Source organism: Neobacillus rhizophilus (genome assembly GCF_018343535.1).
GTDB classification, from domain to species: domain Bacteria; phylum Bacillota; class Bacilli; order Bacillales; family Cytobacillaceae; genus Neobacillus; species Neobacillus rhizophilus.
Window position 1 is genome coordinate 1 of the sequence record NZ_JAGYPF010000010.1, and the last position, 15,018, is coordinate 15,018.

A 15,018-nucleotide genomic window follows, 5' to 3' on the forward strand; every position below is an offset into this window, starting at 1 on the left:
AAGCTCCCAGTGATTCGCTCGACTTGCATGTATTAGGCACGCCGCCAGCGTTCGTCCTGAGCCAGGATCAAACTCTCCAATAAAGTTGAGTTGATTAGCTCAAAAATGTTACGTTGGCTTCGTTTCAAATGAAACGAATATTATTGTTTGTTGACGTTTTTGTTTGTTTAGTTTTCAAAGAACTATTTAACTCGCCGCCTAAAAGCGACTTTCTTATCATACCAAGTTATCAACTTAATGTCAACAACTTTTTTAAATTCCTTTGTTGAAGCTTATTGTCTCGCAACAACAGATATTAATATACCACCATTAATAATTTCGCGCAATAGTTTTTATCAGTTTTTTTAAACCTAAATACAAGTTTAAATATTCACTCTATTAATTAAAAAATAAAAGAAAAAGTGCTGTTTTAACAGCACTTTTCCATAACAAGTTACTTATGACGCATTAGCGGGAATAACAGAACATCACGAATCGATGGTGAGTTTGTCAATAACATTACTAAACGGTCAATACCGATTCCTAGTCCACCTGTTGGAGGCATTCCATATTCCAATGCCTCTACGAAATCTTCATCCATCTCGTGTGCTTCATCATTACCCTGCTCGCGTTCTTTTAACTGGGCTTCAAAACGCTCACGCTGATCAATCGGGTCGTTCAACTCTGTAAATGCATTAGCATGCTCACGGGCAACTATAAACAGCTCAAAACGGTCTGTAAAGCGCGGATCCTCGTCATTTTTCTTCGCAAGCGGAGAAATTTCAACCGGATGCCCATAAATGAATGTCGGTTGTATCAACTTTTCTTCTACTTTTTGCTCAAAGAATTCATTAACGATATGACCATACAGCATATGCTCAGTAATTTCTACACCATGTTCCTTCGCAAGCTGACGGGCATCTTCGACGCTCGTCTCCTTCCAGAAATCCACACCAGTGTATTCTTTGATGGCGTCAACCATGTGGAGTCTTTTCCACTCCGGCTTGAGGTCTACTTCATATTCTCCGTACTGTACTGTTGTTGTACCTAATACTTCTTGCGCAATATGAGCAATGAGGTTTTCTGTCAAACTCATAATATCGCGATAGTCAGCATATGCCTCATATAATTCAATCATCGTAAACTCAGGATTATGACGTGTAGAAACTCCTTCGTTACGGAATACCCGACCGATTTCATAAACCTTTTCAAGACCGCCGACAATCAAACGCTTCAAATGAAGTTCAATCGCTATCCGCATGTACAACGGCATATCAAGAGCATTATGATGTGTGATAAATGGTCTCGCAGATGCTCCGCCAGCGATGGCATGCATCATCGGTGTTTCAACCTCTAGATAACCATGGTCATCTAAATAACGGCGCATTGATTGAATGATTTTGCTGCGGGTAATAAAGGTTTCTTTGCTTTCCTGGCTCATGATTAAATCTAAGTAACGCTGACGGTAGCGCTGTTCAACGTCCTTTAAGCCATGGAATTTATCCGGCAGCGGGCGGAGTGCTTTTGTTAAGAACACAAAGTTATCAACTTTAACAGATAACTCGCCAACTTTCGTTTTAAATAAGGTTCCATGTACTGCGACAATATCGCCTAAGTCAGCTGAATCAAAAATTTCATATGACTCTTCGCCAACTGCGTCCTGTCTTACGTATAATTGAATTTGACCAGTTAAATCCTGGATATGAGCAAATCCAGCTTTCCCTTTGCCGCGTTTCGTCATAATTCTCCCGGCAATGGCAACAGTCACATTTTGGGTTTCCAATTCCTCTTTATCAACTTCGCCATATTGACTGATTAACTCTTGACTGCTATGTGTACGATCAAAACGTTTACCAAAGGGATCTAGTCCTTTTTCCCGCATCGAATGCATTTTTTCACGTCTGACCTTTAATTGGTCATTTAATTCTTCACTCACAACTATCAACTCCATTAAACTTTTTTATGTAAAATGCATGTAAAATTCGCGCATCTGCATACTTCTATTATTTTACACAAACTTCGGAATTCAGACATTAAAAAAGATAGAATAGAATAAAAACTGCCAGTAACACACTGGCAGCCTTCACTTCAAACAAAATAATTATAGAAAATAGCAATATCTATGTCAAATTCAGCCTACTATTGCCTGACTTTGTTCTTTTGCCTCTGCATCTACTACTAATTCGTTTAACAAGGAAACCAGCTGTTCGCGTGTAAGGCACTCATTGACGGCATTGCGCGCCTTGGCATTGCCGCGGATTCCTTTTAAATACCAGGCAGCATGCTTACGCATTTCACGGACTGCGATATCCTCGTTTTTCAACGCAATCAAACGATCGAGGTGTAGAATGCAGACATCAATTTTTTCACGGACAGATGGTTCGCCCATTAATTTCCCGGTTTCTAAATATTGAACCGTACGATAAATCATCCAAGGGTTTCCAAGTGCAGCCCGGCCGATCATGACACCGTCAACACCGGTTTCATCTAGCATTCTTTTGGCATCCTGTGGTGTTTGCACATCACCGTTGCCGATGACAGGAATATTTACTGACTGCTTTACTTCACGGATAATATCCCAATTCGCTTTTCCTTCGTACATTTGGACGCGCGTTCTACCGTGCAGAGCAACAGCTTTCCCGCCTGCCTTTTCAATCATTTGCGCGTTTTTAACCGCAAAGATATGGTCTTCATCCCAGCCCATCCGCATTTTAACCGTAACAGGCTTTTCAACAGCATCTACCACAGCCGAAACCATTTCATAGATTTTATTAGGATCAAGCAGCCATTTCGCTCCAGCATCACATTTTGTGATTTTTGGAACCGGACAGCCCATATTAATATCGATAATATCAGCGTTCGTATTTTTATCGACGAATCTTGCTGCCTCGACAAGTGTTTCTTTTTCGCCGCCAAAAATTTGCAGGCTTAATGGTTTTTCCCGCTCATCAATATAAAGCATGTTCATTGTTTTTTCATTTTTAAAAACTATTCCTTTGTCGCTGACCATTTCGGCGCAGACCAATCCGGCGCCAAACTCTTTTACCGTCAGACGGAATGCCGAGTTACAGACTCCAGCCATAGGCGCCAAGACGACAGGGTTCTTCGTTTCAATATTGCCAATTTTCAGCATTAAACGTCCTCCTTAACTAAAATTTCCCTATCCATCTATTCCTTTGGTGCTAAATCTTCCTTCGTTATTTTTAAAGACAGCGCAATTTTCTCCAGCAACTCCTCTGCTGGCAGACGGTTGCCCCGCTCAATTTCTCCCAAAATGGAAACTGATACCCCCAGTTCCTTTGAAAAGCTCTCTTGTGTAAAACCTTTTAGCTTTCGATAGGCTCGAATCCGCCTTCCCCATTTTTCTGCTTCCATATTCGGACTCCTTCTTTATCTTGTAATTCAACCATACATGCTCTAAGAGGCTTCTTCATCCCCGAAATATGAATATCTGGATTTATTTCAAAAAGCGGAATCATCACAAACGCCCGTTCCAGCATCCGCGGGTGCGGAACAATAAGCTTCTCTGTTTCAATATTTTCGTGATTAAATGTCAAAATGTCAAGGTCAATCGTCCGCGGCCCCCATCTGATCTCCCTTTTCCTGCCAAGTTCCTGCTCGGTTTTTAAACATGTATCCAATAGTTCATTGGCGTTTAAGACTGTTTTAATCTCGATTACCATATTTAAAAATAAATCCTGATCCTCATAGCCGATAGGATCTGTCTCGTATATAGAGGACTTATTTACCAACTGAATTCCCGGATGATTGGTTAAGATTTGGATAGCCTTCGCCATATTATCATAACGGTTTCCGATATTTGAGCCAAGGGCAATAAATGCTGTATTTTCCACTTTTATCTTCTCCTTGTAATCTCGACAGCAACAGATTCGTAATGACCGGGAATAGGCGGATCAGGCTTTATCACCTTCACCGTAACCTCTTCAACTAAAGGAAATCCTAATAAGACACTTCCGGCAATTTTCTCAGCGACTGCCTCGACCAACTTTTTAGGCTCACCCTCGACTACTTCCTTACATAATTGATAAAGCTCACCGTAATGAACAGAATGTTCAAGCGCGTCAGTTTCACCTGCTGTTTTTAAATCCAATGAGACAGACAAATCGACAGAAAAGCGCTGCCCCAATACGGTTTCTTCGGGAAAAACGCCGTGGTAGCCGTAAAACTCCATACCATTAACATATATTTTATCCAAGCATGTCACCCTTTCCCATCATTGCATCCATCATTCTTGCCATCCTGCTCATTTCTTTGACATCGTGAACACGGATCATTTGGCAGCCTTTTTGAATGCCGTAACAGATGGTTGCCCCTGTACCTTCCATTCTTTCATTAACAGGCAGATTTAAGGCCTGTCCAATCATCGTTTTTCGAGAGGTTGCCAAGAGGACAGGGTAGCCAAGCATCACAAGCTTATCCAAATTTTGCATCATCAACAGATTTTCTTGGTAGTCCTTAGCAAAACCAATGCCCGGGTCGAGAATAATATTTTCATCCTTCACACCCGCTTTTTTAACAATCGCGATGCTTTCATATATATCATTGATGACATCCCTTACAAACAATCGATAATTTCGGTCATGTCGATTGTGCATTAGGATAATTGGAACATCATATTCCGCCGCAACCTCACCCATCCGCTCATCCGCCTTTGCGCCCCAGATATCGTTAATAATATGGGCACCAGCTTGGATCGCCTGCCTGGCCACTTCCGCTTTGTATGTATCAATCGAAATTGGCACTTGAACTTGTTTGGCAATGGCCTCAATTATCGGAACTACCCGCTTAATTTCTTCCTCCTCAGGAACCACCGCAAAGCCCGGACGGGTAGATTCTCCTCCGATATCAATAATATCAGCGCCAGATTCAACCAGTTTCTTAGCATGTTCAACAGCCATGTCAATATTATTAAATTTACCGCCGTCGGAGAATGAATCTGGTGTGACATTGAGGATTCCCATCACAATGGTTTTTTGGCTCATGTCCAACGTGTATGGCCCGCAATTGATGTTTTGTTCAAAAGCTACATTCATCCCATTCCCTCCTAAAAACTCTTATCCTTCAATCATACAATAAAATAGGACTAGGACACAAAAAAAGAGGCGCCGGCAATTGCCGACGTCCCCCTGTCCGTTCACTTATTCTACATCGTATTGATATAGAGGAGTACTTAAATAACGCTCGCCGTTATCAGGTATAATTGCTAATACTTTTTTGCCTTTTCCAAGTTCCTTTGCCACTTTTAATGCTGCAGAAATAGCAGCGCCGGAAGAAATACCGCCAAGAATTCCTTCTTCTCTGGCCGCGCGGCGGGAAGCATCAAATGCTTCTTCCGTGCTGATTTGAACAACTTCATCATAAATTTCTGTATTTAATGTATCTGGCACGAATCCAGCACCAAGGCCTTGCAGCTTATGCGGTCCAGGCTTACCGCCGGACAATACTGGAGAATCCTGCGGCTCAATTGCATAAATTTTTACATTAGGGAATTTTTCACGGATAACACTGCCAGCACCGGAAATAGTTCCGCCTGTACCAATACCGGAAACAAATCCATCGAGCTGATCCATTTGCTCGACAATTTCTTTTCCTGTTGTTCTGCGGTGTACTTCAGGGTTGGCTTCGTTTTTGAACTGCTGTGGCATGAAGTAGCCTTTTTCAGCTACTAAAGCTTCGGCGCGAGCAATAGCTCCCTTCATTCCTTCTGGTCCTGGTGTAAGAACTAATTCCGCACCATAGGCACGAAGCAGATTCCGTCTTTCTAAGCTCATTGTTTCTGGCATTACAAAAACAGCTTTATAGCCCTTTGCAGCAGCTACCATCGCAAGTCCGATACCTGTGTTGCCGCTTGTAGGCTCAACGATTGTATCGACACCTGGTTTGATTAAGCCTTTTTCTTCTGCAGCTTCAATCATTGCTAATCCGATACGATCTTTTACACTGCTGCCTGGATTAAAGTATTCAAGCTTTAAATAAACATCTGCGCTATTTTCATCAACTAATTTGTTAAGCTTTACAATCGGTGTTTGCCCAATTAATTCTGTAATGGAATTTGCTACGCGAACCATTTGAAATCTCTCTCCATTCTATTCCGAGTATTTTTATTGGATTTATATATATTGAATTTACCAGTTTTATACTTGTTTTGTCAATCCTTTTGACTAGGGAATTTTGTGAAAATTTTCGTAACAAATTATCTAAAAGAAAAACACAAGATGGACTCCTGTGCTTTAATTTGTTTCTTTATTTTTCCCGTAAAACCAGTCTACCTTGGCTTCTTTCCAGAAGGAAGAAGCGGAGGCTGGGGTCTTCATCTGCTCTAGGGCCAATTGTCGGCGGACTTGTTTTTTAACCTCGTTGAAGGAATACTTTTTACCGCTGGTTTTGCCTTCCATTTTGATGATGGCAAACCCATCATCAATCTTAAATGGTTTACTATAAGCTTTTTTCTTTAATTTTTTTGCCGTGGCAATATAACTTTCCGGGTATCGCTCATCCCCATCACTAATATACCCGATATCCCCGCCCTCATTCGCGGAAAATTCATCAATAGATTTCTCCATGGCCAAGGCCGAAAAGCTTGATCCTTGGGCCAATTCTTTTATTGCCTTACTCGCTTCATCCTTGGTTTTCACGACAATATGGGAAAGATGATAAATCTCAGGAACTTCGTATAAATCCTTGTTCTTTTGGTAATAACTCTGTAATTCTTTATCAGAAATGATCACGTCTTTTGTCAAAAGCTCTTGCAGGAGAAGACTGTCCCGTATTTGTTCTTTCCACCTTTTCTCATCAAGCTGATTTTTTTGGTTGAATGCGCTATTCGAAGCCTGCAGGAGCCGAAATTCACGTTCAACCTCTTGGTCCGAGATTTTAATGTCATACTTCTTTGCCATCTCTCGAATAACCTTTTGATCAATCAGCTCTTTTAAGATATCTTTCCCATATCTTTTTTCCAATTCATTTAGCCATTCCTGCCTTGTAATTGACTGCTTCCCCACGGTAGCCACGGCTTCATCATTTATTGCAGTTCCGCCAGCTCCGGTTCCCTTTGCCAGAAAAAAAGCGATTGTTAAACAATTCAGCATAATAAGGCCGGCGATTATCATCCACAGTTGCTTTTTCCCCAAGCCTAATTCTCTCCCCATAAACGATTATTTAGCTGCTTCTTTCAATTCCTCCAGCTCTTCTTTTGTAAAGAGGTATTTCTCGTTACAGAAATGGCAATGAGCCTCTGCTTGTCCATCCTCTTCAATCATCGCGGTAATCTCATGGGCACCTAATCCGACGATGGCATCAGCAAAGCGCTGTTTTGAACAAGTACATTGGAATTTGACCGGCATGGTCTCCAAGATTTTCACATTCTCTTGTCCAAAAAGTTCATTCAAAATTTCTTCAGGGGTTAAACCCTTTTCCACCAATTTTGAAATAGGCGGAATCGTCTTTAACCGTTCCTCCAATTTAGTAATCACAGCATCTTCTGTTCCAGGCAGGATTTGCAGGATAAAGCCGCCAGCTGCCAGAATGGAATCATCAGGATTCACCAAGACACCCACGCCCACTGAGGACGGAATTTGCTCTGAGGTTGCAAAATAATATGTAAAATCCTCTCCTAGTTCTCCTGACACAAGCGGAACCTGGCCGGAAAAGAAATCCCGGAGGCCAATATCCTTTACAATCGCTAATGTCCCGTCCGTTCCGACCGCGCGGCGGACATCAAGCTTACCGTGCTCATTGGATTCAAAATCAACCTCTGGGTTGGTCACATATCCGCGCACCTCACCGCTCGCGTTACTATCGACGAGAATCGGTCCAAGCGGGCCGCCCCCATCGATTTTGATGGTCAGCTTTTCGTCGCCTTTTAGCATCGCCCCCATCATCACCCCTGCTGTCATCGCGCGGCCAAGCGCGGCAGAGGCAGTCCTCCATGTTTGATGGCGTCTCTGCGCCTCACTGACCATTTCCGTCGTTCGGACGGCATACGCTCTAATATTTCCATCATAGGCAAGTGCCTTAACTAAATAATCCTTCATGTTAAACCCCTTTCTAGTTGCTATTCTTTATATTATCCATATTCCGTTTATAGATAAGGTGAAGGCCCTTTAAAGTTAAAAATGGATCGACTACATCAATAACCGTTGACTCTTGGGCGATTAAACTGGCCAGTCCGCCTGTAGCAATAACAGTCGGCTTTTTCTCACTATGATCTGTGATCCGTCTGACAATGCCTTCAACCTGTCCAACATAACCATAAACAATTCCAGCCTGCATAGCAGCAACGGTGTTTTTCCCAATAACCCCTTCCGGACGGGCAATCTCAATACGCGGCAGTTTCGCTGCTCTTGAATACAAGGCTTCAGTAGAAATGCCAATTCCTGGTGCAATGGCACCGCCCATGTACTGGCGTTCCTCATTTACATAGCAATAGGTAGTAGCTGTTCCGAAATCAACAATTACTAATGGACTGCCGTACTCATGGATCGCTGCAACAGCATTTACAATTCTGTCTGCTCCAACCTCACGAGGGTTTTCATATTTAATATTTAGGCCTGTTTTAATGCCAGGACCAACAACCAGAGGTTTCACATGAAAATATTTATGACACATTCTCTCTAAGGCGAACATGATTGGCGGAACAACAGATGAAATAATAATTCCATCTATATCGGAAAAAGCAAGGCCGGAATAATCAAACAGAGACTTAATATTCATCCCAAATTCATCTTCAGTACGGTTCCGACTTGTTTCCACCCGCCAATGGTATTTCAGCTCTTCTCCTTTGTAAACACCAAGGACAATATTTGTATTCCCCACATCAATAACGAAGATCACATCTATCACTCACTTTTTAGGAAATTTTCATTTATATGCAAACATAATACCATATTTACATTACTGGTGAAAAAAAATAAGAGTGCTTCTGCTGAAGCACTCTTCTTCATTTTATTTATTTTCAGGATCGTTAGGGGCATCTTCCTTAACGTCTTCATCCTTTTTCATGTTTATGTTTACCTTCACATCATCTGCTTTTTTAGTATCTAAGCGAACAGATTCTAATTCAGCAGGATTTTCCGGCAAATGGCCATTTTCAATCAAATACTTAATTTGCTCTGCATTTAGTGTTTCCACTTCCAGCAGGGTTTTAGCAATAAGGTCAAGTTTATCACGATTTTCAGTAAGGATTTGTCGGCATCTTTCATAAGATTCCTTTATAATCCGTTGAATCTCAAGGTCAATTTCATAGGCGATAGCATCAGAATAATTTTGTTCATTATGAAGGTCACGTCCCAAGAATACCTGACCGCCTTGCGCCTGACCAAACTGAAGCGGTCCAAGCTTATCGCTCATTCCAAATTCCGTTACCATTCTACGGGCAATGCCGGTGGCACGCTGGAAGTCATTATGAGCGCCAGTGCTGACCTCACCAAACACAATCTCTTCTGCAACCCGTCCGCCTAATAGACCAACAATCTTATCAAGCAATTCGGGCTTTGTCATGAAGTAGCGATCTTCTCTCGGAAGCATCACGGCATAACCGCCTGCCTGCCCGCGCGGTACAATCGTTACCTTATGAACCATATCGGCTTCATCCAGGACTAAGCCGATAACAGTATGACCGCCTTCGTGGAAAGCAACAATCCGTCTTTCCTTTTCTGAAATGACTCGGCTCTTTTTCGCCGGTCCAGCAATCACGCGGTCAGTTGCTTCATCGATATCAACCATATCAATTTTCTTTTTATTTTGACGGGCGGCAACAAGGGCTGCCTCATTCAATAAGTTTTCCAGGTCTGCACCTGAAAAACCAGGTGTACGCATCGCGATATTTTTTAAATTAACAGCTTCATCTAACGGCTTATTGCGGGCATGGACTTTAAGCACTGCCTCACGGCCATTGACATCCGGACGGTCTACCGTAATCTGACGGTCAAAACGTCCTGGACGAAGTAATGCAGGGTCTAAAATATCTGGTCTATTGGTAGCCGCAATGATAATGATTCCTTCGTTAGCACCAAAGCCATCCATTTCGACAAGCAATTGGTTCAATGTCTGTTCGCGTTCATCATGCCCGCCGCCTAGACCAGCGCCGCGCTGACGTCCTACAGCATCAATTTCATCGATAAAAATAATACATGGTGCGTTTTTCTTCGCATTTTCAAACAAATCACGCACGCGGGATGCACCGACCCCGACGAACATTTCTACGAAATCAGAACCACTGATTGAGAAGAACGGAACTCCTGCTTCACCGGCTACTGCCCGGGCAAGCAAAGTTTTACCTGTTCCTGGAGGTCCGACTAACAGAACTCCTTTAGGAATCCGCGCGCCAAGCTCAGCAAACTTACGCGGGTCTTTTAAGAATTCAACAACTTCCACTAACTCGGCCTTCTCTTCATCTGCACCGGCAACATCTCTAAAACGGACCTTTTTCTTATCGTCGTTATAAAGTCTTGCTTTTGATTTCCCAAAGTTCATAACTCGGCTTCCGCCGCCTTGGGCTTGGTTTAATAAAAAGAAGAATAAAATAAAGATAATCACAAACGGAATAATCGAAGTAAAGAAAGTTACCCAGCCGCTTGTTTCTTTAGCAGGCATTACTTCTACCTTGGAATCAGCTTTATCAATGCGATCTAGGATTTTTTCGCTGTTTGGAATATAGGTAATAAACTTTTTATCACCAGCTTCCAACACTCCACGAACCTCATATACTCCCCGCTCAGGCTGCATCGAAAATGATTTAACTTCACCATTTTCCAGTTGTGTTACGAACTTATCATAGGAAATATGATCGGTTGGTTCATTGCTGCCATTAAAAAAGCTGACTACGCCAATAATGACTAAAAATATTAATAAATAAAAGATGGTATTACGGAAAATCCGATTCATCTCTTACCTCCTCCCGCGGGTAAAGACTATATTAAATAGTATCATAGAAAATCCTGTTAATTCAAGGAATTGCCCTCGCCATAGTAGGTTTTGGCCAGCGAGAATAATGCCTGGCTTTTTGGTTCCGATTAATGACTAATTGCTATATACTTCCGGTTTCAAAACACCAATATATGGAAGGTTCCGGTATTTTTCCATGTAATCCAAACCATAGCCTACCACAAATTCATCAGGAACAATAAAACCAACAACATCAGCTTGTATCTTGCTTTTTCTACCCGCCGGCTTATCCAGGAGCGTGACAATTTTTATGGATTTAGCCTTGCGGTAACGGAATAAATCGACTAAATAGCTGAGTGTTAAACCGCTGTCGATAATATCTTCGATAATTAAGATGTCTCTTCCTTCTACAGATGTATCCAAATCCTTAATTATTTTTACCTCTCCGGAGGAAACCATCGAGTTTCCGTAACTGGAAACATCCATAAAATCCATTTCCAAATAGCAATCCATTCGTTTTAACAAATCGGCCATAAAAGGCAATGCACCTTTTAAAACTCCAATTGCAAGGGGGAAGCGGTCTTTATATTCCTCGGTTAATTGAGCCGCTAACTCCTTTACTTTTTCTTGTATTTCCTCTTCTGATACTAATACTTCTTTAATATCCTGGTTCATTATTAGAGTGCCCCCTAGAAGATGTTTACTTAATATATGTAAGTAGTATATATTGTTTAGCTGACATTTCTATACCTTCATATGATGACTTTTTAAGACCTGGCAGCCATAGGATACTCCCTTCCCTGTCTGTTATGACCGGCCACGTATCCCTGTCATGAAGCGGGATTTTTTGGTCAATAAAGATATCTTTTAACTTTTTGGAACCTGTCATCCCTTTTAAGGTCATTCGATCGCCTTTTTTTCTTGTCCGTATGATAATAGGCCAATACAATCTCTCGGTTTCAAACACCGCCATATTGGCTGGAATATCAGCAATATCCAAACCGGTGTATTCCACTTTAACACTGGTGCCATTAGGCAGATTAATCATTCCAGGCTCATTCACCTCGATAAAGTATTGTTCCCCTTTAGCGGGCTTAAATTCAAAGGATAATTCCTGATAAGAACGGATTACTTTTAATCCACCCGGAAAATCCAATTTCCCCGATGGTCCGCCGCGCTGGATTAGATTAAAAACTTGGTCGATATGTATGGCTGAAAGATCTGCGCACCTTTTTTTGTAAAGATAGTTTAATATTAGTTGAATACCCCTTCTTTGTAAAGGCAAAGGCAATTCGATGAATCCCCCAATGTCAATCAAAATTTTATCGGCTTCTCTTTGTTTTTCTACTTTATTCATTTTTTCAATCGTTAATTCCTGAAGAAACGATTCATCCGCTTGCAGGTCTTCGCTAAATCGCTGAAACTGTTCATGGACAAGAGGATTTTCTGATTTTAAAAAAGGAAGAACTTCGCTGCGAAACCGATTTCTACTGTATACACCCTTTTTATTGCTTGGATCGATTCTTGGTGTAAGCTGATGCTTTTGGCAATACTGTTCAATTTCACCCTTTGTTACACATAAGAACGGGCGAAATATTGTGCCGAAATGGAAGGGGCGGGAGAAAGGAATGCCAGCCCTGGCCAAACCTGTACTGCCCCTTGTAAAGCGCATGAGAATCGTTTCAATCTGATCATCACCATGATGCCCAAGAGCCAAATAGGGGGCTTGATACTTTTCCATAACTTGCGAATAAAAGGAGTATCGTACTTCCCTGCCAGCTACCTGTGAGCTTTTCCCTTCCTCCTTCATGATGTCCGTTACATTTACCCGGGTCATTTCAAAAGGAACTCCATACTGTTCACAAAATTCCTTAACGAACATAGCATCCTCAAAGGATTCCTGGCCGCGAAACATATGGTCAATATGGGCAACTACAATTGTCAGGTTCTGTTTTTCCTTCTTCCTTAGCAGGAAGTCGAGCAGCGCCAACGAATCAGGCCCGCCTGAAACCCCGACGACAATTCTTTTATCTTTAAGCTTAAATGAATGCCGGTTAAGAAAGTCCTCAACCTTGGCTTCTAACATACAGATACACACTCTCTAAAATCAATGTTTTGAAAAAACTTAAGTTTAGAATACCACTCTTTTAGAGTAACTATCAAAATTATAGACCAGTTTGAAAAAGAAATATTTCATAAAAACCTAAACTCTTGTTATTTACGGAGAAAGAATAAAAAAGTTTCATTTTTTTGCTAATAAGAAAGAATAAAATTTTTCCAAATTTTATTCTTCCTTAACGCATAAATTCAACTACGCCTCTGTCATCGTCCTTACGGACTCGCCAATCGGCGAGTTTTCATTTAAAGCAGTTTTAAAAAAATATATAGCCCATACAATACACTTAGCACTATGGCGATAAAGAAAAATTCTAGCCAGCCGCTTTTTTTCTTTTTCTTTCGGAAATCGCGGCGGGAAATGTTAATATTCCCTTTTGGAGATTGTGTTGAATGCTGGCTGGGTCTGCTTCCTTTGGATACTGGTTTGGAATCCTTTTTTGGCTGGTCGCTAATGGTGTCCAATAGGTCTGATCTCATTTGGCTGGCACTAGGATAATGTCCCATTAAAGCCTTTAGGATAACCCGTTCATAGCGATGCAGTTCCGGTTTTAAACGAATCGCCTCCCTTAATTGCTCTATTCCGCCTGTTGTTTTTTTAAAACGCTTAGGATATGCAGTATTAATCATCATCATCGCTGCCGAGAACAAATCATAGGTTGCTTCGGCCTTTCTGGAGCCCAAGCCCCAATAGCCGCGATCATAGAACTCCGTGAATTCTTTAATGGCTCTTCCCTCAATCGTTGTTCCGCCGACATCAATGCACCTGATTTTCGGAGGAGGTCCAGTCACAATCAGGTTTTCTGGCTTTAAGTCCCCAAAAATCCAGCCGCTGCCATGCAGCTTATCCAAATCATTTAATAATTGCAGGAACAAAATCGGCATCCATGATTTTCCCTTCTGCTCTAAAAAGGAAAGCAAATCGGGCCCCTGAATATATTCCATCACATAAAACGAAATAGGGCGGGAGTTCCCTCTGCCAACTTGCCAATCATCGACATCAAACAAAGAAGGCCCAAGGGTTTCTTGGCCCTGGACCTTTGCAAAGGATTTTAAAACGTTTACCTCAGACGTGATGGACATACCGTTATCGCTCATTTTTAGAGCGACCTGTGTATTATTATTCTTTGCAAGGTAGACCACCCCGTTTGCTCCAAATCCTAGTTCCTTTATGATTTTATATTGTTTGGAATGCCATCTCCCTGTAACATTTGTTCCCGGACTGAGTTTATATTGATTCTTCCATGTATGATTCATCATCGTCTGATAAGAGACTCCTTAATGATCGTTTTTGATTAAAGGACGTTAAAGCAGTCCGGATGGCTGGCCCTGTCGGCGTTATTCCCCCTGTAGTCAATTTGGAAAAGATGCTTGTCAAATTTTGTAGGTTTGGCGTCCAATCCAGCAATCTTTCGACATCATTCTTTTTCCCGGGAAATACATAAACAGAAAATTGGTTATCTCCTGACCTTGCGTTTAAACTTAGTGAAAGGTCAAGCAGCGCCTCTTTTACGGTCGGAAGCTTTTGCTTCATGCTCGCGCTTGTATCGACAAGAATCAACACCTCTAATTCGACAGTCTCGCCGAGTTCGTCGACAACCTCCATCACTTCGCCTCTTTTTTCCGGGGGCAGGTCCTCCATTGTCTTGGAACGGCCGAGGATTTGCTGCAATTCCCGATTTACCACCCCTTGGATGGTTTGGTTCATTGCTTTTCTTGTGACCATTTGAACCGTTTGTGAGAGCGCCTCGGCATAGACTATCTGGCTCACGCCCCCGCCTGAAGCAGCGATTCCTTCTATTTCTGTCATTCCTTTTTCATCAATGACATCATGCTCCATTACACCAATGACATTGACGGTTATTCCCTGTTCATGAGCTAGTGCCGCCATCGCAATCGGGTCCTCACCCTGATTGGAGCAGCCATCTGTAATTAATAGGATTTGGCGAATCTTCCCTGTGTACATAACCTTCTCCCTCCACAAATGAATTGGTATCATTGTCGACGAGGGAAAAAATA

General features: G+C 41.9%; 15 protein-coding genes and 1 rRNA gene. All 16 read right to left on the minus strand.

From position 1 onward, the window contains the following. Positions 1–83, minus strand: a 16S ribosomal RNA gene (locus tag KHA99_RS29810); the annotation flags it as partial. 350 nt (positions 84–433) lie between these two features. Then, positions 434–1,930: a lysine--tRNA ligase gene (lysS, locus tag KHA99_RS29815; protein WP_213121117.1), complete on the minus strand. Its 1,497-nt coding sequence runs from the start codon at positions 1,928–1,930 to the stop codon at positions 434–436. 180 nt (positions 1,931–2,110) lie between these two features. Further along, positions 2,111–3,112 (minus strand): tRNA dihydrouridine synthase DusB, encoded by a 1,002-nt coding sequence (gene dusB / locus KHA99_RS29820; protein ID WP_213121118.1) that lies wholly within the window; start codon positions 3,110–3,112, stop codon positions 2,111–2,113. Between the two features lie 35 nt (positions 3,113–3,147). After that, complete coding sequence (locus KHA99_RS29825) at positions 3,148–3,354, minus strand: helix-turn-helix domain-containing protein (protein ID WP_213121119.1); 207 nt, start codon at positions 3,352–3,354, stop codon at positions 3,148–3,150. Further along, positions 3,306–3,833 carry a 2-amino-4-hydroxy-6-hydroxymethyldihydropteridine diphosphokinase gene (gene folK / locus KHA99_RS29830; protein ID WP_213121120.1) on the minus strand — a complete coding sequence of 176 codons (528 nt, stop codon included), beginning with the start codon at positions 3,831–3,833 and terminating at the stop codon, positions 3,306–3,308. Before folK ends, KHA99_RS29825 begins: the two co-directional genes overlap by 49 nt. 2 nt (positions 3,834–3,835) lie before the next feature. Then, positions 3,836–4,195: a dihydroneopterin aldolase gene (gene folB / locus KHA99_RS29835; RefSeq protein WP_213121121.1), complete on the minus strand. Its 360-nt coding sequence runs from the start codon at positions 4,193–4,195 to the stop codon at positions 3,836–3,838. Further along, complete coding sequence (gene folP, locus KHA99_RS29840) at positions 4,188–5,033, minus strand: dihydropteroate synthase (protein ID WP_213121122.1); 846 nt, start codon at positions 5,031–5,033, stop codon at positions 4,188–4,190. Before folP ends, folB begins: the two co-directional genes overlap by 8 nt. Positions 5,034–5,138: 105 nt before the next feature. Then, positions 5,139–6,068, minus strand: coding sequence for a cysteine synthase A (gene cysK, locus KHA99_RS29845; RefSeq protein WP_213121123.1), 930 nt, complete (start codon positions 6,066–6,068; stop codon positions 5,139–5,141). A gap of 162 nt (positions 6,069–6,230) precedes the next feature. After that, the gene (locus KHA99_RS29850; protein ID WP_213121124.1) at positions 6,231–7,130 is read right to left on the minus strand and encodes a peptidyl-prolyl cis-trans isomerase; all 900 of its coding nucleotides are present in this window, start codon (positions 7,128–7,130) and stop codon (positions 6,231–6,233) included. Between the two features lie 24 nt (positions 7,131–7,154). Beyond that, entirely contained in the window at positions 7,155–8,033 is an 879-nt protein-coding gene (hslO, locus tag KHA99_RS29855; RefSeq protein ID WP_213121125.1) for an Hsp33 family molecular chaperone HslO, read from the minus strand. A gap of 13 nt (positions 8,034–8,046) precedes the next feature. Beyond that, a complete protein-coding gene (locus KHA99_RS29860; protein ID WP_213121126.1) occupies positions 8,047–8,832 on the minus strand; it encodes a type III pantothenate kinase in 786 nt (261 codons plus the stop codon). Between the two features lie 111 nt (positions 8,833–8,943). Then, positions 8,944–10,884, minus strand: a complete 1,941-nt coding sequence (gene ftsH, locus KHA99_RS29865) for an ATP-dependent zinc metalloprotease FtsH (protein ID WP_213121127.1) — start codon at positions 10,882–10,884, stop codon at positions 8,944–8,946. A 135-nt stretch (positions 10,885–11,019) separates the two neighbouring features. Next, entirely contained in the window at positions 11,020–11,559 is a 540-nt protein-coding gene (hpt, locus tag KHA99_RS29870) for a hypoxanthine phosphoribosyltransferase (protein ID WP_249367023.1), read from the minus strand. A gap of 25 nt (positions 11,560–11,584) precedes the next feature. Continuing rightward, positions 11,585–12,970 carry a tRNA lysidine(34) synthetase TilS gene (gene tilS, locus KHA99_RS29875; RefSeq protein ID WP_213121128.1) on the minus strand — a complete coding sequence of 462 codons (1,386 nt, stop codon included), beginning with the start codon at positions 12,968–12,970 and terminating at the stop codon, positions 11,585–11,587. A 275-nt stretch (positions 12,971–13,245) separates the two neighbouring features. Beyond that, on the minus strand, positions 13,246–14,259 hold the full coding sequence (gene prkT, locus KHA99_RS29880; RefSeq protein WP_213121129.1) for a serine/threonine protein kinase PrkT: 1,014 nt from the start codon (positions 14,257–14,259) through the stop codon (positions 13,246–13,248). Then, entirely contained in the window at positions 14,228–14,965 is a 738-nt protein-coding gene (locus tag KHA99_RS29885; protein WP_213121130.1) for a VWA domain-containing protein, read from the minus strand. The genes prkT and KHA99_RS29885 overlap by 32 nt, the downstream gene beginning before the upstream one ends. Between the last annotated feature and the right edge of the window lie 53 nt (positions 14,966–15,018).

What these genes read in the sequence shown, in the direction of transcription:
- lysS (WP_213121117.1), bottom strand. Translation starts at nt 1,930, where the DNA reads ATGGAGTTGATAGTTGTGAGTGAAGAATTAAATGACCAATTAAAGGTC.
- dusB (WP_213121118.1), bottom strand. Translation starts at nt 3,112, where the DNA reads ATGCTGAAAATTGGCAATATTGAAACGAAGAACCCTGTCGTCTTGGCG.
- KHA99_RS29825 (WP_213121119.1), bottom strand. Translation starts at nt 3,354, where the DNA reads ATGGAAGCAGAAAAATGGGGAAGGCGGATTCGAGCCTATCGAAAGCTA.
- folP (WP_213121122.1), bottom strand. Translation starts at nt 5,033, where the DNA reads ATGAATGTAGCTTTTGAACAAAACATCAATTGCGGGCCATACACGTTG.
- cysK (WP_213121123.1), bottom strand. Translation starts at nt 6,068, where the DNA reads ATGGTTCGCGTAGCAAATTCCATTACAGAATTAATTGGGCAAACACCG.
- hslO (WP_213121125.1), bottom strand. Translation starts at nt 8,033, where the DNA reads ATGAAGGATTATTTAGTTAAGGCACTTGCCTATGATGGAAATATTAGA.
- ftsH (WP_213121127.1), bottom strand. Translation starts at nt 10,884, where the DNA reads ATGAATCGGATTTTCCGTAATACCATCTTTTATTTATTAATATTTTTA.
- hpt (WP_249367023.1), bottom strand. Translation starts at nt 11,559, where the DNA reads ATGAACCAGGATATTAAAGAAGTATTAGTATCAGAAGAGGAAATACAA.
- tilS (WP_213121128.1), bottom strand. Translation starts at nt 12,970, where the DNA reads ATGTTAGAAGCCAAGGTTGAGGACTTTCTTAACCGGCATTCATTTAAG.
- prkT (WP_213121129.1), bottom strand. Translation starts at nt 14,259, where the DNA reads ATGATGAATCATACATGGAAGAATCAATATAAACTCAGTCCGGGAACA.
- KHA99_RS29885 (WP_213121130.1), bottom strand. Translation starts at nt 14,965, where the DNA reads ATGTACACAGGGAAGATTCGCCAAATCCTATTAATTACAGATGGCTGC.